Genomic DNA, 19,990 nt, shown 5'->3' with positions numbered 1-19,990 from the left:
CAGCTGCTAGCGCAGCACCAGCTCGACGCGGCGGTTGCGCGCGCGGCTGTCTTCGCTCTGGTTCGATGCGACCGGCGCCAGGCTGGCCACGCCGCGCGCCGTCATGCGGTTGGCGGCAACGCCGAAACGGCTGGCCAGCGCGTCGGCAACGGCCTGCGCGCGGCGCTGCGACAGGCCCATGTTGTTCTCGAAATCCCCCTGGTTGTCGGTGTGCCCGACGATGAACACCTTCGCGCCGGGCGCATCGGCCAGCGCTTTCGCCATCTGCTTGAGCTGTTCGTCCGAATCGGCGCGCAGCGACGCCTTGTTGGTGTCGAACAGCACGCCATACAGGGCGATCCTGCCGTCGCGCTTGAGCGCGTCGCCGATGGCGTTGGCATCGACCGTGACCTTGCCGGTCTGGACCGTCGCCGGCTCGATGACCTGCACGAACTGGCGCACCCGCTTTTCGTAGGGAGGCGACAGATTCGAGAGCGAGGTCGCCACCTGCACGCGCTGGAAGCCGCTGCCGGCCGGCTTGCGCGCACTGATCAGGTAGAACCCCTGCTGGTTGCCGCTGTTGAAGATGCTGCGCACGAGCGCATCGGACTCGGTCCACTTGGCCGCCTCGGGCAGGCCGGCCACCAGCGGCTGGGTGCCGTCCTGGCGGCATTTCGCTTCCTCGCAGGCGTAGGCGATCTGGTAGCCGGCCGCTTCCAGCGCCTGCCGGTAGTTGCGGTAGATCTCGAGCGGCGACGTACCGACCGGGCTCCAGTAGAAGCGGTTGCTGATCTTACCCTCGGCAGCGCGCACTACGGGCTTGCCCTTGTCCGCCTCGACCACCTGCGCGCTGCCGACCGATTCCTCGCCGAAGGCATACAGGATCGACCCCTGGTAACGCGACAGCACCGGCGTATCGGCTCCGCCCGGCGCGTTGCGCAACTGCTGCGCCGTGACCGGCGCCGGTGCTGCCAGGACCAAGCCCAGGGCCATGGCCGCGGACAGCGCGGCGGCAGCCCGGCGCGGACTAGTTGGCCATGCGCGTGCGCTGGAGTTCTGCGCCGAGGGACTCGATGTTCTGCTGATGTGCATGCAATACCTCTTTCAATTGTTTCAGTACGGCCCCGACGTGTGGTTGCGAGCGCGCCGCCTGCTCGGCCTGGGCCAGTGTCTTCGTCGCGGCTTCAAACTTCTTCATCTCCGTCTCCAGCTCCTGGCGCAGGATGGCCTCGCGCTCGCGATCGCGGGCACCCTGTTCGGCGGCGCTGATCTGGAAGCGGGCATCGGATACAGGGGCGCCCGGCGACGCGGCCGGGGTGCCTGCACCTGCGACAGGCCGCGCCGGCGTGCGCGACGCGGCCGGGGCCGGCCGTGGCGCCGCCCGGTTCTGGATGATCTCGACGCCCTGCGCATCGACATAGCGCTGGGCCGGCACATCCTGGGCGCAGGCGGCTGCCGCCAGGCTCATCAGCGCGGTCATGATAACGTACTTGTTCATAGGTTCGATTCGTAGAATGGCGATTGCATCCGCACGAACGCTTCGCTGCGGATCTCGATGCGCGGCCCGCGAAACGCCGGATTGAAACAGGCCGGACGCGGTACCGTGGTGCCACCGGTGCCGAACGGATCGGACATGCCGTTGGCCGACAGCGCCGGGTCCAGCGGCGTGAGCGCGTTGGCCGCCGCATGGATCACCCGGTCGACCACGGGAACGATCAGCCGGAAGCAGTAGGTCACGCGAAGGTGCAGCAGGTTGGCGTCCTGGACGGAGATGCGCGAAGCCCCGCCCGGCGCAGTGCTGCGGTAGTTCAGCGTGTCGTTCGGCAGCTCGCGCCCGCCCGTGCCGTCAAGCCGGGCGCGCCCGAAATCCGTGATCGCCGCGCGGGTCGGGTTCAGCACGTCGAGCGCCGCCATGTTGGCCAGCGCGGCCGTCTCGACCCTTGCCTTGAGCACGGCCTGCGCGTAGCCCGCCGCCGAAGCTTCGCTGGCGAACAGCGGCGCCAGCCCGTCCGCGAGCGCCTGCCGCATCTCCCCGCGGTCGCCGTTATGCAGCGCCCCGGCGCGTGCCGCCAGCATGGCCGCATGGTTGAGCGTTGCGCGCGCCTGGTAGATCAGCGCGAACTGGACCAGCCCGAACAGCAGCAGGATCAGGAGCGGCAAGGCGATCAGGAACTCGGTCATGGCCTGCCCCGCCGCACGCGGCAACGCCTTCATCGCCCCTCCCCGCCCGGAAGCGCCAGCGTGCAGCCGGGCCGGATGCCGCAGGCGGCTGCGCTGCCGGCGGCCAGCTCGAGCACCGAACGGGCGCGCCAGTGTCCGTCCATGCGGCGCGGCGCCAGCGCGGCACTGACCTTCAGCACCCGGTTGCGGCGGTCGAGATAGACCACGTCGATCGGGTAGCGCATGCCGAAGGTATGGATCATGCCGCAGTGCGGCAACAGCATGCCCTGGCGCGGGCCGAGGGCCGCCCGGCCGAGCAGGCCGCGCATCCGCTCCAGGGTCGAGGCGGCCATCATCAGTTCGAGCCGCTCTGCGCCGCCGGGCGCGGAGATTTCCAGGATCAGGTGTCGCATCGCCCGCTCCTCAGAACGCACCCGACTGCATGAACTTCACCGCGATCGGGAACATCAGCACCACGAAGGTCACGGGGAAGATGAACGCCACCAGCGGGAAGATCAGCTTGACCGGCGCCTCCATCGCCAGCTTCTCGGCCAGCTGGAAGCGTTCGATGCGGCGCTGGTCGGCCTGGGCGCGGAAGGTCGGTCCCAGGCTGGCGCCCATGCGCTCGGCCTGGATCACGGCATTGATGAAGCTCGTCACCTGCGGCACCTTCAGCCGTTCGTCCATCCGGCGCAGCGCCTCGGCCCGAGTCAGGCCCGAGCGCAGGTCGCGCAGCACGAACGCGAACTCGTTCTTCAATGGGCCTTCCGGGCCCTTGGCCACCGCCTGGCCGATCGCCCCGGCCATGTTCAGGCCGGCTTCCACGCCCATCGTCAGGAAGTCGAGGTAGGCCGGCAGCGCCTTGACGACCATCTTCTGGCGGCGCTTGAGCGTGTCCTTGAGCCACACGCGCGGATACACGAAGCCGAACAATGCCGCGCAGGCGATCCAGAAGCCGTTGCCTTCCTGCCCGGCGAGCGGCAGCGCGATCGCCGCCAGCAGCGCGAAGCCGGCCAGCGAGACCAGGCACAGGGCGATGAACTGGGTCGGACTCATCAGGTAGAGCAGCCCGGACAGGCGCAGGCTGTCGGCCGGGCCGCGCGTGAGGCGCGCCGGCAGGCGCTGGCACACGTGGTAGTCGACGATCCGCAGCAGCGGCCACAGCAGGCGCAGGCCGCGCGGCAGCGGGTCGAGGTATTCGCGGTCTTCGTCCGGCACCTCTTCGGTCAGGCGCACGGCGCTGTAGACGACGGTGGCGGCGAACAGCACGAAAACGACGCCGACCAGGAGTGCAATCAGGATCTGTTGCATGGTTCCTCACACATCGATATTGGTGATCTTGCTGATGAAGTGGTAGCCGACCGCGACCGCCAGCAAGATGAAAGCCAGCGTGCACCAGCCGTACCATTCGGTAAACAGCGGCTGCATCGCTTCGGGCTCCATCACGCGCAGGATCATGACCAGGAACAGCGGCAGCGCCGACATCACCAGTCCCTGCATCTTGCCCTGCGCGGTCAGGCTGCGGATCTTGCCTTCCATCTGGAGCCTGGCGCGGATGGTGCGAGCCACCGATTCCAGCGTCTCGGCAAGGTTGGCACCGACCTCGCGCGCCAGCGCCATGCCCGAGGTGACCATCAACAGGTCGGGCAGCGGCACCCGGCGCTCCAGGTTCTGCAGCGCGACGCCGAAGTCGGTGCCCAGGCGCAGTTCGCGCAGCAGCAGCTCGAACTCCTGCGACACCGGCGGCTTGCCCTCGGCGGCCACGCTCTCGAGTGCGATCATCATGCTGGCGCCGGCCCGCAGGGCGCCGGTCAGCATCAGCAGCGCGTCAGGCAGCTGCTGCTCGAACTCGCGCAGCCGGCGCCGCGCGATGTAGCGCACCACGTAGCGCGGCGCGACGAAGGCCAGCGCCATGCAGGCGCCCACCAGCAGCAGGTTGGCCGTGGCGAACCAGGCCAGCACGGGCAGCAGGATCAGCACCGCCAGGTTGATCACCATGATGCGATTGCTGTCGGTGAAGATGAACATGCCTTCGAGTTCGGTCGCCGCCGACACGGCAGTGCGCTCCTGGCGCCGTGCGAACCAGCGGCTGCCGAAATGCAGCGTCATCCAGATCAGGACGAAGCCGCCGGCGAACAGGACGCCCAGCAGGGCCATGGTATCGTTCATGCTACCGCCTTTCGCACCGGAGACTGGGCCATCGACGGCTCGCGCCCGAAGATCGACATGTCGACTTCGATTCCACGGCGCGCCAGGTCCTGGTAGAACTCCGGCACGTGCCCGGTCGGCAGGCAGCGCCCGCGCACCTTGCCTGCCGGCGTGAAGCCGTCCTGCTCGAAGCGAAAAATGTCCTGCATGCTGATCACGCTGTGCTCGATGCCGGTGACTTCGGTGATATGGGTCACGCGCCGCGTACCGCACGAGAAGCGGGTCTGCTGCACGATCAGGTTGACCGCCGAGCAGATCTGTTCGCGAATCGCCTGCATCGGGATATCCAGCCCGCTCATCAATGTCATCACCTCCAGGCGCGACAGGCAGTCGCGCGGGTTGTTGGCGTGCGCCGTGGTGAGCGAACCGTCGTGGCCGGTGTTCATCGCCTGCAGCATGTCCAGCGCTTCGCCCCCGCGGCACTCGCCGACGACGATCCGGTCGGGACGCATCCGCAGGCAGTTCTTGACCAGGTCGCGGATGGTGACTGCGCCGCGCCCCTCGATATTCGCCGGCCGCGCTTCCAGCGACACCAGGTTCGGTTGCGACAGCTGCAGTTCGGCCGCGTCTTCCACGGTCACGATACGCTCGTCGTCGGGGATGAAGCCGGACAACACGTTGAGCAGCGTGGTCTTGCCGGAGCCGGTACCGCCCGAGATCACGATGTTGGCGCGGCGCTCCACCGCCACCTTCAGGAACTCGGTCATCTCGCGAGTGATCGCGCCAAAGCCGATCAGGTCGTCGACCGTGAGCTTGCGCCGCGCGAACTTCCGGATCGTCACGCTCGGACCCTTGATCGCCAGCGGCGGAATGATCGCATTGACCCGGGAGCCGTCCTTCAGGCGCGCGTCGACCATCGGCGAGCTCTCGTCGATGCGCCGGCCCAGCGGCGACACGATGCGCTCGATCGCCGCCAGTACGGAAGCATCGTTCGAGAACGACACGCTGGAACGCTGCAGCTGGCCGTCGCGCTCGATGAAGATGTCGTTGTGGCGGTTGACCATGATCTCGCTGACCGATTCGTCGGCCAGCAGTTCCTCGAGCGGGCCCAGGCCGACCACCTCGTTCAGCACCACCAGGCACAGCTGGTCGCGCCACTGCCGCATCGGGGCGAACTGGCCGTCGGTGTCGATCAGTTCCTCGATGATCCGCTGCACCGCCACGCGCAGTTCGGCGTCGCCCATGCGCGACACGTTCACGCGGCGCAGGTCCATCGCCGCGATCAGCTTCTTGTGCAGGCTGGCGCGCGCGGCGATGCCGTCCTGCGTTTCCAGCGGCAGGACATCGGCCCCGGCCTGCTCCTGCATCCGGCGCTGCGGCGCCGGGGCCGGCCCGGGCTCCGGCGCCACGCGCAGCTGCTCCACCAGGGCCAGGCGCAGCGTATAGTCGCTGACTTCGACCACGTCGTTGCTGCCGAGCGGGCCGTATTCGTTGACGGCGTTGCCGTTCACGCGGATCGGTGCGATGCCGCCGCCATCGCTGACGAACAGCCCGCCCTCGCGCACGGCCAGCTGCACCTGGCGCCGGCCGACGCGCCAGCCGGCCAGCGGCAGCAGGCTGTCCTCGTCCTTGCCGAGGAAACAGCTGGCGCCTTCGCAGGTGGCTTCGCCGAGCAACTGCTCGCGCTTGAACAGCTGGACACGGATCATCTCATTCTCCCGTCGGCGCGGCAGCCGGCGCCAGCTGCTGCCGGAAAGGGGTAGGCAGCGGGTCCTGGCCGGATTTTTCTTCGAACTCGCGACGGCCCTCTTCGCCGCGCTGGCGCAGCGCCGCGGCCAGCCCGTCGCCGGCGTTGATGATCTCGCTCTCGACGAAGACCACCAGCTCGGTCTTGCGGTTGCGGAAGTCGTCCGAACGGAACAGGCGGCCGAACAGCGGAATCCGGCTCAGGGCCGGAACCCGGTCGATCGCGCTCGACAACTCGCTGTTGACCAGGCCCGACAAGGCCACGACCTCGCCCGGCTTGACGCTGATCTCGCTGTCGGTGGTGCGCGTGATGAACCCGGGGATGCCCGCGACCGACACCGACGGGTCGATCTGCGACAGCTCGGTCGACAGCTTGGCGGTGATCACGTCGTTGGCATCGATATGCGGCTCGATCGAGAACAGCATGCCGTAGGGCTTGAACTCGACGGTGGTGGCGCCGAATGCGCCGGCCAGCGGGATCGGCACCTCGCCGCCGACCTGCAGCCTGGCCTTGCCGCCGCTGCGTGCGGTGAGTTCGGGCGTGGCGAGCACGCGCGCATCGCCGTCGGTGATTGCCAGCCGCAGGCGCGAACCGATGGTGGTGGCCAGGCCGAAGAACACGCCGCTGGTCGAGCCGTTGCGGCTGATGAAGCCCGGATTCGGCGCCAGCAGGTTGTTCTCGCCGGTCGACGGCGGGATGTTCTTGTAGATGCCTGTGTTCTTGGCCACGCCCGTCAGGCCCAGCGACGGGCCCATGGCCTCGTCGTCCCACCTGACGCCGATACTCTCGAGCAGCGTGCGGTTGATCTCGACGAAGTGCAGGCGGAACAGCACCGAACGGGCGAACGCCGGGCCCGGGTCTTCGCGGATGTTGTTGATCACACCCGGCATGTCGTCCAGGGGGCCGGCCAGCCTGGCCAGGACATCCTTGTGGGCCACGCCCGACAGCACCAGCTCGGTGCCGACCTGGCTGATCGTGATGCCTTTCTGGTCGCCTACCAGCGCCTCGAGCTTGGCGCGCATGCCGGCCAGGCCACGCGGCACCACCTGCACCTGGTAATGCCGGACGGCGCCGCCGGTCCATACCAGCAGCGACGTGTCGCCCAGTGCCTCGGCGATCAGGAGCAGGCTCTGGTCGACCGTGGTGGCGCTCAGCACGGAGCCGCTGCCGAGCGCCACGCGCCGCACCTTCGCCTGCATCGGCAGCAGCTTGACCTCGCCGAGCGCCATGATCAGGGACTGGGGCGCATCAGGCTGCACGGCGGCAGGCGGCGCGCCTGCGGTCTTGCGTGGCGCCTGGCGCACCGCCGCGCGGGATGCCGGCTGCGCGGTGGACACGTCCGGGCTTGCGCCGGCGACGAGGGGAGCATTGCCGGCATGTACGGCGCCGGACAGGAACAGGGCGCACGACAGCGCCGTCAGCAGAGCGATTCTGGACATAGGTCGGTTCGTATGGTCAGGTTATTGTTTCCGCTGCGCGATGACCTGGTCGGCGCGGGTGGTGGGAGCGCTGATGGTCAGCGTGGTACGCCCGGGCAGCGGCACCTGGGCAGGCGCTGCCTGGGCCGGTGCGGCCCGGGGTGGCGACGAAGGCGTGGCCTGGCTGCGCGCGCGCTGCACCGCCGCGCGCGCATCCTGTGAGGGCGCCTGGGCCAGTTCCGAGATCAGCTTGTCGCCGCCGCCGCCGACGATGAACTCGATGCCGGCGTCGCGCGCGCGCGGGGCGCCTCCCATCACGTCGATGCCGCGCAAGGTGCGCTGCGCGATCTGGGTCCGGTCCTGTTCGCCCCGCAGCACCACCCGGTAGCTGCCCAGCTTCTGGCCGACCATCAGGCGTGCCGCCTGCTCGGGCGTGACCAGCAGCGTGACGGTGTCGTAGTCGCCGTCGCGCCTGCCGTCGATCTCGCCAGGACGTACCATCTTGTCCAGGGCCGGGCCGTCGGTGCGGGTAACGTCGGCGAATTCGGTCCCGGTCGCCAGCACCACCATGTCCTGCATGTACAGGCTGACCTGCTCGTAGCCTTTTGCGGCGCCCTGCCCGGCCGCCGCGCCCTGGTTCTCGATCTTGCTGAGCAGGTAGATGTCGATACGGTGGTTCGGGCGCAGGGTCTGGGCGATCGAATTGACGTTGTCGATCTCGATGGTCAGTGCGCGCCGCCCGGCCGGCAGCACGGCGGCGACATCGCGCACCTCGGGCACCTGCAGGTCGGTCACGCGCAGGGGCCGCCCGCGCAGCACGGGCCGCGCCAGCTTCATGCCTTGCATCGACATGAAGTCGCTGGCGAGCACAGTGTCCGGATACACCAGGTCCTCCTCGACCGGCCGCGCGACGAAGGTGTCCAGGCTCAGCACCGTGCCGACCCCGGCGTCGGCCATCGGTACCGCTACCGCGATGCGGCGCGGCGCATTGGCCTGGCCGCTCGCTGCCAGTTCGGCCTTCATGGCCGCTTCGCGCCGCTCCAGGTACTGGAGCGTGATCCATGCCACACCCATGGCGAGCACGGCCGCGATGAGCAGCAACACCAGGGGATTCTTGAGCCGCTTGCTGACGCGGACGGCGTTCGGTTGATTCTGCATCGGACTCCCTACCTTACGGTCTGACAGGTGTGACGGAAATGGCGTACGAGTACGCCGCAAAGTAATTCTTGACTGCCTGGATCAGCTCCTGCACCGGCGACGCCCCCAGGGCGCTCGCCACCAGCACCACCACGCATAGCACGAGCACCACCAGGTACTCGGTCGAGGCCTGGCCGCGCGCCGGCTTCACAGGGCCTCCGCCTGGTTGACCACGATATGGCTCTCGATGTCGCGCCAGAGCACGACCTCGATGCGCTCGCGCCCGCGCTGGGCGCTCACCACCACGCTGTCGCTGCGGCCTTCGGCACTGCCGCGGGCGTCGGCGCGCACGCTCTCCCACCGGTCGCGGCGCAGGCGCTGCATGTAGTACTCGCGCAAGGCGTCGACCGGCTGCTGCGAGACCAGTGCGGCCATGGTGCCCCGGCGTCCGTCGTCCTCCTTGCTGCTGACGGCGGACAGCAGGCGCGCACCGGGCGGCGCCGGTGGCGTGCCGGCGCGCGCGCGGGTCAGCGGGTTGACCGCGAAAAAGCCTTCGGCGCTGCCCCGTTCGGCCAACTGCAGGGTGCTCAGGCAGCGCTCTCCGAGCGCCGACACGATGTTCCAGCCGGCAGCACGGTTGCGCTTGACGCGATAGCCTTCGGCGCGCCATGCCTGCTCGACCCGGTCAAGCACCGCTTCGCCCGGTTCGGCGCCGCGCACCTGCAGGATCGACAGGGTCAGGCCGTCGACACGCACGCCCTCGCCGACCACTGTCGGCGCCAGTCCGGCCGGCACCTTCTGCGGGCAGGCGGCGGACGGGGCGGCCGTGCATGCCGCGGCCAGGGCCAGGATGGAAACGAAGCCTCTCATCGCAGCCGGTCCTCGGGCACCACATCGACCTCGATCCGGCCCAGGTCGACTTTCGGCATCAAGGGATCCCAGGTCAGGATCGCGGCATTGACGGTGGTGCCCACCAGTGTCCCCAATCCCTGCGCCGTGGGTACGGACAGTGCCACCACGCCTTTGGTGCCGCCCGATCCGTTGGCGCCCCAGGTGTTCGACACGACGGCGCCAGTGGCGCTGAAGTCGAGGCCGGCCCAGTCATCCACCCAGACCCCGGCGCGCGGCCACAGGCGCTGGTAGGCCTGGCTATCGCGCGCCATCTCGCGCAAGGACACGGTCGCGCTTGCCATGGTGTCGGCCGGCAGAGGCGGCACCAGGGTGCCGACCACACCGGGCGGCAGCGACAGGCCGCCGACCAGGTTGAAGGCGGCGCCGGCCACGTCGGTGCGCGGACGCGACCTGCCCAGGGCGCTGCCGGCCTGCTGGAAGTCGCGCAGGAAGACAACGCCGGCGTTGTCGCGCCACAGCGGATCGGTGCCGTTGACAAAGCCGGTCGCGTTGCGGTCGGTGTCCGCGATCACGCTGGTGTTGCGAGAGCGGTCGTTGAACACGCGGGCGGCGATCTCGGCGTTGATCTGGGCAGCGCTCTTGCGGTTCGGCGCGTTGATGTCGTCGAAGCGGCCGCTGCCGGCTTCGTACCAGACGGTACGCTCCCAGGCTGCATAGCGCGCCGCCATTTGCGTGGTGTGCTGCACATCCGTAAACTTGCCGAGCGCAACGATAGCCAGGAACAGCGGCACCAGGAAGAACAGCGCCACCACGATCATTTCCGCCAGCGCCTGGCCGTTCTGCCGTCGGCTGCAGAAAGGGAAAGTTCGCATCATTGGGCTCCAAACGAGGCGGCGCGCTCGGCGAGGCTCGGGTCACGCAGGCGCGCCTGCCAGTACGGGTTGAACAGGTTGGCCATTTCGGCGCGGTTGTCCGCCCGCTGCCAGCCGGTACGCGTGAAAGCGCTGGAATTCTGCTTCGGCCGGTAGAAGAAGGCGTGGGCCGACGACAGGCTGCGCATGGTGGCGCCTTTCAGCGCCGGATCGAGGCGCAGGTTGCTGGCGCCGCCGAGGAAGGCCGACGAGGTGCGCACGCTCGAAGCGGGGCGCTCCACCTCGACCGTCAACGGGGTCTGGCCGCCGTTCAGTTCGGGCGACTGGTTGACCGGCTTGTGGGCCAGGTCGGCGAGATCGCGGTAGCTGTCCTGCAAGCCGCCGTTCACGTCAAGGCTGGCGCCCGGCCCCTTGCTCAGGTAACGCACGCCGGCCGGAATCGCCGCGATCACCAGCGAGTACCCGTACAGGTTGGTACTGCCGGGGTTGCCCGAGAACCCGCTGCTTTCGCCATAGGCGCCGCCGCGCCCGGCTACCGCGCCGCCCGAACCGCCGAACCCGTGCGAGCTGGGGTCGATCAGCGGCAGCGTGGTGTACACCACGCCCACGAAAGGCACGTAGTAGCGGCACACATGTACACCCGCGCCCATCGATGCGTCCAGCGCCAGCCAGCGCCGCTTGTCGCTGCTGAGGATGGTGCCGCCCCCGTGCACGAAGCCGAAGGTGGTGTTGACCGGCTGGCCGATGAGCAGGCAGGACAACGCTGTCGGCCGTCCCGACCAGGCCGGCAGCGGAATCGAACGGCGGTTGCGGGTAAAAGCATCGGTCGACTGCTCGTCGACCACCACGTTGGCAAAACGGTCGGCCGCCGACGAGCTGTCGTTGGCGCGATATTCCTTCGTATAGTCGTTTTTCCACTTGTCGATCTGTACGAGCGTCGTGGCGCTCTGGAACATCCCGGTGCTGAGCGAAGCCTGCGGGTCGTTTTTCTGGATGACTTCGTTGACGATGAACATGACGTTCGCCGCCGTGGCCGTATGGTGCAGGCGCTGCGCATTCTCGAATGCGCGGACCAGGCGGTTGAGCGACTTGACTGCCGGCCCGCCGAGCTTCCCGTATGCAGTATTCACGCGCTCGATCGGCGAACGCTTGCCGGCATTCCAGCTCGGCTTGCTCCTCGGGATAAGCGACTGGGCGTGCTGCACCAGGTCGTTCAGGCGCGCATGGGTGCTGGCCGCGTCCTCGAGATAGGAGTCGAGGCTGACCAACTGCGCGACGGCAACCTGGTTGGCCACCATCGCGCGGTTGGCATACGCCGAAAAGTTGTGGTCGCGCGCCAGCATCACGGCGCCGCTATAGGCGCCGGCATCGGCGGCGTTCTGCAACTGGGTCTTGGTGTTGGCCAGCATCCCGCTGTTAAACAGCAGCAGGCTGACCAGGGCGGCGGCACCGGCAAACAGCAGGCACAGCACCAATGCCTGCCCGGCCTGCCCGGCCCCCGCCATCGGAACGCTTCGATCGACCCGCACCACGATCTTCCCCTTTTCAGCGTGCTCGGCGCCGATTACTTGGCGTCGTTGTCCTTGTTGTACTCGGACATGCCCTTGACCGTGTTGCCGCGGGTTGCCGCGCTGGTCGACGCCGCGCCGGCGGCGGTGACCTGGGCACTGGAATCCTTGCCCGAGATTTCCTTGGCCAGGCCGGCGGTCTGGTTGCGAACCGTCTGGCCGAAGGTGCTGTAGACACCGATGGCGGCGACAGCGATCAGGGCGACGATGATCACGTACTCCATCATCCCCTGGCCCAGCTGCTTGCGTTTCAACGTGAATTTCATGGTTCTCTCCTTGATTGAATGAGCGTTACTGCATCGGTTGCTGCATTAACTTGCGGCGCGCACTGCGCACCGCGGTTAATTCTTTGCGTCGTTGGCGTAGGCATAACCGGCCATGCCGGTTTTTTGCGGATCGTTGGCGCGGCCCGCGGCGGCGTTGGCAGCGTCCGTCGCGTTTGCCGTCGAGGCCTGCTTGCCCGCAACCTCCTGCGCCATGCCGGCGGTTTGCACACGCAGCGTGCGGCCAAAAGCCGAGTACACGGCGATCGCTGCCACTGCAATGAGTGCAACGATGACCACGTACTCCATCATTCCTTGCCCTGCCTGTCGAAGAAGTTTCATCGCTCGCTTTCGATAAGTAAGTGAATGAACTTGCGTAATCGCAAATCATTTAAGACGGGAAAATGTTATCGAAAAAGTAGGTGTGAGAATTTGCCAATAGTGATTGAAATTTGATTGAATAAATCAATCGACTTCCTTCAAATGATAAGAATTACATCGGGTCAAAAAGTGATGATTCCTAGCAAAATCTCACTCAACTATGAAACGGAGGAACGAGCTCTGCCATATAATTTCTTGACAGCAAAGGTAAGTTGCCAGGCAATATCGAAATTCCCGAAAAGAATCAGATATTTAGCGGAGATTGACGTCGTATTGACACAACAGCTGAGAGCGTGGTCTTGCTTGAAGCGTGCTTGCGCTACTTGATATGCATAGAATCCAAGCAATATGGATAAAAAGTGAGTATTCGCGAGAATTACATCGCTCCATACGAGCAATTCTCACAAGCCCACATAGCCTGGATGAATGGCAGGCCCGCCACGCAGGTCGCTTACTCATATCGAAATTCCCGTGAGGAATCGGTTATTAAGCACGAATTCCTGCCGTATTCACCCATAAACGAAGCAACTGTTTTTTCAAAGCGTTCCCAGCTCGACCTTATTGCATGGAACTCAAGCGGCGTGAAATAAAGTGTGAGTATTGGTGAGATAAAGTCGCGCTGCTCACGCAAATCCCACACGGCCGCCGCTTCCAGGTGAAAGATCCGGCACGCGTTTGCGAAATCTCATTACCCGCTCCGCGGCAGCGTTCGTACCCTGACATCTGCAAGACGAGGGGGATTGAATGACGCTGTCCGCCTGGCTCCATTTTTTCGATTCAGTGCCTGGATCGATGCGTGAGCGCATTGCGCAGGCCCTGGCACATGCGCATATCGCGTTGACGCCCGTCGATGACCGCTCTGGTTCCCACGGCCTGGCGGTACTGACGGATGTCTCCGGCGCCACGCTGGCGCAGCTGCGCCAGCTCTCGTCGCAGGCCACCGTGCTCGCCATTGCCGCCGGGCCCGCAGCCCTCTCCACCGCCGACAGCTGGGCCCTGCTCGCGGCCGGGGCAGCCGACGTGCTGCCCTGGCCGGACGAGCGCATCCAGATCGAACAGGTCACGGCACGGCTGGCGCGCTGGGAAGCAGTGCGTAAATTGGCCGACACGCCGAAGGTCCGTTCCGCCCTGGTTGGCGCCAGCGTGGCCTGGCGCACACTGGTGCGCAGCGTGGTCGAGATCGCTGCCTTCACCGATTCGCCGGTACTGATCACAGGCGAGACCGGCACCGGCAAGGACCTGATCGCGCAGGCGATCCATCGGCTCGACCGCCGCGGCGGACGGTTCACCGTACTCGATTGCAGCACGCTGTCGCTCGATCTGGGCGGCAGCGAACTGTTCGGCCACGAGCGCGGCGCGTTCACCGGCGCCGCCACGGCGCGCGACGGCGCACTGGCGCAGGCCGATGGCGGGGTGCTGTTCCTGGACGAAGTGGGCGAGCTGCCGCTGTCGCTGCAGGCGCAACTGCTGCGTGCGATGCAGGAGCACAGCTACAAGCGGATCGGCAGCAACCATTGGCAACGCACCGAGTTCCGCCTGCTGTGCGCGACCAACCGCGACCTGGAACAGGAGGTGCTGCAGGGGCGCTTCCGGGCCGACCTGTTCTACCGGATCGCGGCATGGCGCTGCCGCACGCCCCCGCTGCGCGAGCGGCGCGAGGACGTGCTGCCGCTGGCCACCCACTTCCTGTCCCTGTTGGCGGCGCCGGCCGGCGCGCCCGGACTGGACCCGGGGGTGCGCGAATATTTCATGACGCGCGAGTATCCCGGCAATGTGCGCGACCTGCGCCAAGCGGTTACGCGCGCCTGGCACAGGCACGTGGGGCCGGGCCCGCTCACGATCGGCGACATACCGCCGGACGAGCGGCCGGTGGGAACGGGGCCGGCGGCCTGGCCCGACCCCCGCTTCGAGGCGGCGATCGGCCAGGCGGTCGCGCTGGGCATGCCGCTGTCGCGCATCACCCAGGCTGCGGGCGAGCTCGCGATCCAGCTGGTGCTGGCGCAGGAAGACGGCAATAACCAGCGTGCCGCCGCGCGCCTTGGCGTTACTGACCGCGCCCTGCAGATCCGCCGGAAGGGCCGGCAGAAAACCTAGCATGAATGAGGCGCAGCAGGTTCTGACCGAGGACCATGGCCTGCTCGCGCTCCGGCAGTTCGAGCGCATGGATCTTCGCCAGTTCGACCCCGGGATGCAGCCACGGCCCGTCCGAGCCGAACAGCACCTTGTGCGCGCCCGCGCGCGCCACCGCCTGCTGGAGCAGGTCGAAGCGGCGCACGCCGGAGGTGTCGGTATAGATGTTGGGGTGGCGCACCAGGTGGTCGATCAGCGCCAGCTGCGCGCTCCAGTCGTCGGCGAAGCTGCCGAGGTGCGGCAGGATGAAATTCACGTCCGGGTATTGTTGCGCCAGCAGCTCCGCCACCGCCACGTCCCCGACCGGGTCATACAGCACCGGCAGGCGGAAGGCGCGCGCGGCGTCGCACACCTCGCGGCTGATGCGGGCGTCGATGCGGTGCAGCTTGATGCCCACAAAGCCGTACTGCTCGACCGCCGTGCCCACCACCCGGTGCACGCGGCCGCGGTCGCGCGCCGCGTGCACGAACGCGAATCCGTAGAAGCGTTCCGGGTCGCCTGCCACGATCCGCGCCACGCTCCGGTTGGCGATGGCATAGTCCGAATGGAAGGCGGCCAGCAGTACCGTGCGCCCGATCCCGGCCTTGCGCGCGCGCCGCACGTATTTGTCCAGATTGGCGTCGCTGTCCCACGGGCCGCTGAAGCCGTCGCCCTCCCCCGCGTGGCAGTGGCAGTCGATGATCATCAGCGGCCCCGCAGTGCCTGGCGGCGCTGGCGCCAGCGCCCGATCACCGGCTGCGGCAATGTCCGCAGGTGGGTGGTCAGGGCCCCCTCCAGTGCGTCGCGCACCACGTCGCCCGGTCCCTGGCCGGGCGCCGCCCGCGCCGCCCGTTCGGCGGCGTTGCCGGCGATGCGCACGAAGCGCAAGGCCATCCGGAGCTCCTGCTCGTCGCGCCCTGCTCCCGCCAGCTCCGATTCCACCTCGACCTCGAGCGCGCTGGCGAGTGCGTTGCCGGCCATCCTGCCGATCATGGTGCCGACGCCCGGAATCGGGATGAACGAGCCGAGCGCACCGCCGACGAAGGGCAATGCGGCCTTGGCCACGCCCTTGAGCGCCGAGCCCAGCGGCTTGACCATCGCCGACCCGACCTTCCTGACGCCCCTCCACGCCTTGCGGAACACCTTGCCGATGAACTGATCCATTTCGGCCTCGCTCGCGACCGACAACAATTCCATCGCCAGCTCCATCTCCTCCACCTCGCCGAAGGGCGCTGGCGGCGGGAACGACAGCATCTCGAACGTCTCGCCCTGGCAACGCATGCAGCGGCATGTTTCGTTGTGCATCATCATGACCTCCACGATTCAGCGCCAGGCTTCGCCCAGCAGTTCCTGTTCCAGTTCGCGCTTCTGGTTGGTCAGCAGCCGGTTAGGCCCAGGCTCCAGCTGTCCTTTGCTGTTGCGCAGCAGGATGTCGTGGACGGCGTACTCGAGCTTGCGGCGCCTGTCCTTGTCGATGCCATCCGGCACGGCTGCGGCATAGACACGGTGCATTCCGGTATCGACGTCGAGGATGGTGGCGCATAGCTTGTGCTGCAACAGGCGTTGCCGCACGTCGGCCGACTGCCCGTGATACGCCCTCTCGCGTCCGTTTTTCCCGCGAAACACGATCAGGTACAGGCCCGCAAGCCTGTTCGGCAACTTCCTGATCGCTTTGTCCAGCGTCCCGACAGACTTGTACTCGGGCAGCCCCAGCTTCTGGATGACCGCCTTGAACTGCGGTGGCAGCTCGCCTTCCATGCCATCGTCGGCGCCGGGTTCCTGCGCTCCCCTGCCCGGCCCGTCAGGGTATGGATCGGGCTCGGGATACGGGGTGGGATACGGGGTGGGATACGGCACCGGATAGCTCCACAACGGACCGCCGCCGGTGATCGGGTAGTAGCGCGGCCAGGTCCGCCCACGCCCCGTCCGCATCCCCGTTCCACGCCCGGGCATGCCGCGCCCTCCACCTCCGCCTCCACGTCCGGGACCACGCCCCCCGCCGCCGCGTCCTCCGCCGCGTTCCTGCTCCCACTCCCCGGCGTCGCTGCCGGCGCCGAACTTCATGACTTCGAATACCTCGTTCATAAGGCCTCCAGACGGGCACTTGTGGTTGATCCGGGCCGGCGCAGGCAGGCCGCCAGGGCAGTGACGGCGCGCTCGATGTCGGCGCCGCCGTGGTCGGCGCGGAACAGGAAGCTGACAGTGGCGCGCCCGTCATCCCGCTGCAGCACCGTCTCGATCCCTGCGCCGCGCAGGAGCTGGTGCAGGCGCACGCCATCGACGCGCGGCGCAAGTTCCAGGGTCTGCACCGGGAAGCTGCCGCCGCGCGCCGCCAGGCCGTGCCGCGCGAGGCCGTCGCGCCACAGCGCGACCAGGCCCCACAAGCGCGCGCGCAACGCCTCGCCGTGGGTCCGGTTCAGCCGCAGCGCACCCAGGCCGGCGCGGATGGCCGCCACCGAAGGCGGACTGGAATGGCGGCGCGTGGCGCTCCCGGCCTCGAACCGGCGGACCAGGTCCGCGTCGCCCGCCAGCACCGCGCAGGGCGCGCCAAAGGCCTTCGCCAGCGAGGCGCCCAGCACGACATGCGGTCCGGCCAGCCCGTGCAGCGGCAGCGAGCCGCCGCCGCCGGCCCCGTAGGGCGCGCCGCCTCCCGGCGCGTGGCCGAACAGGCCGAAGGCCTGGGTGTCGTCCAGCACCAGGTAGCCGTCGAAGCGGCGCGCGATATCGGCGTAGGCGCGCAGCGGCGGCGCCGTGCCGCCCCCCGCAAACCAGCCGTCGGCGACCAGCACCGGCCGGCGGCCGGCGCGCGCGGCCGCGGTGGCGGCACGCAGCGCGCCCGAGGCGGAACCGTGCGGGAAGGACTGCAGGGGCGTACCGCGCGCCGCAGCCTGCTCCGCGCCCCAGCGCGCCACCGGATAGCAGGCGTCGTCGAGCAGCAGGACGATCCGCTGCGTGCCCAACAGCGCCAGCAGGTCGAAGAACAGATGCAGGGTCGACGGCAGCAGCGTGGCCGCGCCGGTGCCTGCCAGCCGCGCCAACCCGGCCGCCAGCGCGCGGCTTCCGGGCGGGTCGGCGCTGCCGGCCGGACGCCCGAGGGTGAGCGCGTCCCACGCCCCCAGCGTGGCGCTCGGGTGACGCAGGCCAAGGTACAGGGCGCTGCCGAAGTCGGGCATGGCATTCTCCGTCAGGCGGTGCTGCGCACCTGCTGCTCGAGCCGCCGGCGCAGCAGGATCGAGGGCAAGGTGCCCTCGGCGACCGGGTCGCGCTGCTCGCCCGCCAGGTCGACCCCGGTGGCGGCGCGGTAGGCGTGGATGTAGCCCTGGATCTGCGGCCGCCAGAAGCGCGTCCAGTTGAATGCGGGGGTCGGCTCGTAGATGTCGCTCCAGTTGCCGTAGCGGATGCTCAGCAGCAGCTGCTCGCCGAAGATCGCCAGGTTACGGAAATGCATCACGCTGGTATCGCTCCATTCCTGCAGCTTCTTCATCGCGTCCACCCGGTCCATCCACGGTTCCGGATACGCCACCATGATCCGGGTCGGCAGGAATTCGCGGAACTCGGGCCGGGCCAGCAACCATTGCTGCATCATCATCTCGACCCGCGCGGTCGAGGGCAGGTCGCCGAACTGGTTGTGCGCCCCCTGCGACAGGATCAGGTGCACCTCCTTCAGGGCGTTAAGCACCGGGAAGGCATCGGCCTTGACGGTGGTGTCGTCGTCCTGGCGAAAGAACGCGCTGCACAGGCGCAGCAGGAAGTGGAAGGCCTCCAGGAACTTGGAGCGCGAATCGGCCGGGCGGAACTCGCGGACCGCCCGCCCTGCCAGGCGCACGCCGTAGTGGTGGTCGTACTCGTAATTGCGGCGCACCACGGACAGCCGGTGCTGCTCGTCCTGCGTATAGCCCCAGATCAGGTTGTTGAGCGGGCGCAGCGGATCGATCTCGAGGTTCGACAGCGGGTCGGCCGAGCCGCCGCGCACGTTCTGGAAGCGCCGCGTGATCGCGTTCATCGACTGCACCAGCATGCCCTCTTCCTGCCAGTACGACCAGATCAGTTCGATCATGCAGGGGTTGCTGAGCTTTTTCTGGATGATGCCGAAGCAGAGGTCCTCGTCCGGCTCGATCGGCTTGACGATGCCGATGTCGGGCAGCTTGCGCCGGAGGACCGCGAGGTAGGGCAGCATGTTGATGCCACTTTCATTTTCGAGGTAACCCTCCTGGAACACCCGCTGCAGGTCGAACCCGCCCGGGATGTCGCGCCGGTCGAGGTAGCTGTTGTCCCCGTCGAAATCAAAGGCATCGCCGGCCACCCCGCAATTGACCATCACAAAGGCCTCGGTGGCCGCCTTCAGCACGCGATAGGCTTCGGCATCGACGAAGGGCAGGAAGCGTTTGGCACGCAGCGTATCCACCATCGGCCTCTTCTGCCTGAAGCGGTACTTCTCGAATGCGGGGCCGGCCTCCAGGGTGGCGGGGTCGCAGAACACGCCGTCGATGAAGTGCAGGTAGCTGGTGAACGACAGCGCCTCGGTGCTGTTGCGGATCAGGGTCCACAGGGCCAGGTCTTCGGTCGGCTCGGTTTCGGTGCGGCTCATCGACACGGTGACGTTGCCGCTGATCGGCGTGGCGGCCCTGTTGTTGAGGGCGAACTGGGACTCCGTCCTCATGTGTGCGGCCGTCGCCATACCCTCGCCGGCCGCGCCGGCGCGTGCGGAGGCGGCCAGCGCTGGACCGTGCGCCGAGGTGTTGCCATCGAGGCGCATCATGTAGATGGTCGCACCGAATTTCTGGATCTTCGCGGAGGATGGATCCAGGGTGTAGGTCAGGTTGGTCGGGTCGCCACCATTGTTCGGCCTCCACGGGGGGTCGGGGAGTACCAGGATCTGTTTGTTGGCCAGCAAATAGTCCGAATCGTGTATTTGCATTATTGCATTGACGGGCTGGTCTCCTACGAAGCACGACGGATCCCGGTTCATGGCGCAGGGTTGCACCAGCTCCGTCTTCACGCCCATATCCAGGTCGATCCGGACCGACACGGTACAGCCGCGCTCCACTTCAATGCAGCAGGGATCGGTCTTTGGGTAGTGATTGAACATCAGGATGTACAGGCCGGCATCGACCCTCGGAAACAAGGCGATCCCATTCGTGTCCGTGGTTGCCGTCCGATACTCGGCATTCTTGTCAGGCTCCCAGGTCGTGGACTCGGTGTCGTTGAACGCCGCGCACCCTTCCCGACTGCCGGTATAGCAATACAGGCGCAACTCCGCCCCTACGGGCGGCCCGGCTTTTCCATTACAATCGGCAACCGTCACCCGCACGGCCCCGGGCAGGTCCTCCTGTTCGACGACACACTTGTTCATCTC

At 67.6% G+C, this 19,990-nt stretch carries 21 protein-coding genes; 1 reads left to right on the top strand and 20 read right to left on the bottom strand.

Features of this window, described 5'->3' with window-relative positions; translation table 11 throughout:
* Positions 1-6: 6 nt before the first annotated feature.
* From ACFFJK_RS18640 to ACFFJK_RS18570, 15 genes are all read right to left on the bottom strand, one after another.
* Positions 7-972, bottom strand: coding sequence for an OmpA family protein (locus ACFFJK_RS18640; protein ID WP_379681114.1), 966 nt, complete (start codon positions 970-972; stop codon positions 7-9).
* A gap of 34 nt (positions 973-1,006) precedes the next feature.
* On the bottom strand, positions 1,007-1,477 hold the full coding sequence (locus ACFFJK_RS18635; RefSeq protein WP_379681112.1) for a hypothetical protein: 471 nt from the start codon (positions 1,475-1,477) through the stop codon (positions 1,007-1,009).
* Positions 1,474-2,193, bottom strand: a complete 720-nt coding sequence (locus ACFFJK_RS18630; RefSeq protein ID WP_379681110.1) for a TadE/TadG family type IV pilus assembly protein — start codon at positions 2,191-2,193, stop codon at positions 1,474-1,476. The genes ACFFJK_RS18635 and ACFFJK_RS18630 overlap by 4 nt, the downstream gene beginning before the upstream one ends.
* Positions 2,190-2,552 (bottom strand): DUF192 domain-containing protein, encoded by a 363-nt coding sequence (locus ACFFJK_RS18625; RefSeq protein ID WP_379681109.1) that lies wholly within the window; start codon positions 2,550-2,552, stop codon positions 2,190-2,192. Before ACFFJK_RS18625 ends, ACFFJK_RS18630 begins: the two co-directional genes overlap by 4 nt.
* A 10-nt stretch (positions 2,553-2,562) precedes the next feature.
* Positions 2,563-3,450: a type II secretion system F family protein gene (locus ACFFJK_RS18620; protein WP_379681108.1), complete on the bottom strand. Its 888-nt coding sequence runs from the start codon at positions 3,448-3,450 to the stop codon at positions 2,563-2,565.
* Between the two features lie 6 nt (positions 3,451-3,456).
* Positions 3,457-4,308 carry a type II secretion system F family protein gene (locus tag ACFFJK_RS18615; protein ID WP_379681107.1) on the bottom strand — a complete coding sequence of 284 codons (852 nt, stop codon included), beginning with the start codon at positions 4,306-4,308 and terminating at the stop codon, positions 3,457-3,459.
* Positions 4,305-5,996 (bottom strand): TadA family conjugal transfer-associated ATPase, encoded by a 1,692-nt coding sequence (locus ACFFJK_RS18610; protein WP_379681105.1) that lies wholly within the window; start codon positions 5,994-5,996, stop codon positions 4,305-4,307. Before ACFFJK_RS18610 ends, ACFFJK_RS18615 begins: the two co-directional genes overlap by 4 nt.
* A gap of 1 nt (position 5,997) precedes the next feature.
* Positions 5,998-7,473, bottom strand: coding sequence for a type II and III secretion system protein family protein (locus tag ACFFJK_RS18605; RefSeq protein ID WP_379681104.1), 1,476 nt, complete (start codon positions 7,471-7,473; stop codon positions 5,998-6,000).
* 21 nt (positions 7,474-7,494) lie between these two features.
* A complete protein-coding gene (cpaB, locus tag ACFFJK_RS18600) occupies positions 7,495-8,610 on the bottom strand; it encodes a Flp pilus assembly protein CpaB (protein WP_379681103.1) in 1,116 nt (371 codons plus the stop codon).
* A gap of 13 nt (positions 8,611-8,623) precedes the next feature.
* Complete coding sequence (locus ACFFJK_RS18595) at positions 8,624-8,800, bottom strand: hypothetical protein (protein ID WP_379681101.1); 177 nt, start codon at positions 8,798-8,800, stop codon at positions 8,624-8,626.
* Complete coding sequence (locus ACFFJK_RS18590) at positions 8,797-9,459, bottom strand: hypothetical protein (protein WP_379681100.1); 663 nt, start codon at positions 9,457-9,459, stop codon at positions 8,797-8,799. The genes ACFFJK_RS18595 and ACFFJK_RS18590 overlap by 4 nt, the downstream gene beginning before the upstream one ends.
* The gene (locus ACFFJK_RS18585; protein ID WP_379681098.1) at positions 9,456-10,313 is read right to left on the bottom strand and encodes a hypothetical protein; all 858 of its coding nucleotides are present in this window, start codon (positions 10,311-10,313) and stop codon (positions 9,456-9,458) included. Before ACFFJK_RS18585 ends, ACFFJK_RS18590 begins: the two co-directional genes overlap by 4 nt.
* Entirely contained in the window at positions 10,313-11,845 is a 1,533-nt protein-coding gene (locus ACFFJK_RS18580; RefSeq protein WP_379681097.1) for a pilus assembly protein TadG-related protein, read from the bottom strand. Before ACFFJK_RS18580 ends, ACFFJK_RS18585 begins: the two co-directional genes overlap by 1 nt.
* 32 nt (positions 11,846-11,877) lie before the next feature.
* On the bottom strand, positions 11,878-12,147 hold the full coding sequence (locus ACFFJK_RS18575) for a Flp family type IVb pilin (protein ID WP_379681096.1): 270 nt from the start codon (positions 12,145-12,147) through the stop codon (positions 11,878-11,880).
* A gap of 75 nt (positions 12,148-12,222) precedes the next feature.
* Positions 12,223-12,456: a hypothetical protein gene (locus ACFFJK_RS18570; protein ID WP_379681095.1), complete on the bottom strand. Its 234-nt coding sequence runs from the start codon at positions 12,454-12,456 to the stop codon at positions 12,223-12,225.
* An 861-nt stretch (positions 12,457-13,317) separates the two neighbouring features.
* On the opposite strand from ACFFJK_RS18570, the gene ACFFJK_RS18565 reads away from it, so the two are divergent.
* Positions 13,318-14,619: a sigma-54-dependent transcriptional regulator gene (locus tag ACFFJK_RS18565; protein ID WP_379681093.1), complete on the top strand. Its 1,302-nt coding sequence runs from the start codon at positions 13,318-13,320 to the stop codon at positions 14,617-14,619.
* On the opposite strand, the gene ACFFJK_RS18560 is transcribed toward ACFFJK_RS18565, so the two are convergent.
* From ACFFJK_RS18560 to ACFFJK_RS18540, 5 genes are read right to left on the bottom strand one after another with little or no spacing between them, the layout of a single operon-like run.
* Positions 14,570-15,340, bottom strand: a complete 771-nt coding sequence (locus ACFFJK_RS18560; protein ID WP_379681091.1) for an amidohydrolase family protein — start codon at positions 15,338-15,340, stop codon at positions 14,570-14,572. The genes ACFFJK_RS18565 and ACFFJK_RS18560 overlap by 50 nt on opposite strands.
* On the bottom strand, positions 15,340-15,942 hold the full coding sequence (locus tag ACFFJK_RS18555; protein ID WP_379681089.1) for a hypothetical protein: 603 nt from the start codon (positions 15,940-15,942) through the stop codon (positions 15,340-15,342). Before ACFFJK_RS18555 ends, ACFFJK_RS18560 begins: the two co-directional genes overlap by 1 nt.
* Before the next feature lie 15 nt (positions 15,943-15,957).
* Complete coding sequence (locus ACFFJK_RS18550; RefSeq protein ID WP_379681087.1) at positions 15,958-16,719, bottom strand: hypothetical protein; 762 nt, start codon at positions 16,717-16,719, stop codon at positions 15,958-15,960.
* Positions 16,716-17,807, bottom strand: a complete 1,092-nt coding sequence (locus ACFFJK_RS18545) for an aminotransferase class I/II-fold pyridoxal phosphate-dependent enzyme (protein ID WP_379681085.1) — start codon at positions 17,805-17,807, stop codon at positions 16,716-16,718. The genes ACFFJK_RS18550 and ACFFJK_RS18545 overlap by 4 nt, the downstream gene beginning before the upstream one ends.
* 11 nt (positions 17,808-17,818) lie before the next feature.
* Positions 17,819-19,987, bottom strand: a complete 2,169-nt coding sequence (locus ACFFJK_RS18540; RefSeq protein WP_379681083.1) for a hypothetical protein — start codon at positions 19,985-19,987, stop codon at positions 17,819-17,821.
* Positions 19,988-19,990: the final 3 nt, after the last annotated feature.

It is taken from the genome of Massilia consociata, from assembly GCF_042432755.1.
Lineage (GTDB): Bacteria > Pseudomonadota > Gammaproteobacteria > Burkholderiales > Burkholderiaceae_D > Telluria > Telluria consociata.
Note: the sequence above shows the minus strand (reverse complement) of the source record. Positions and strands in the feature narration are given on the sequence as shown.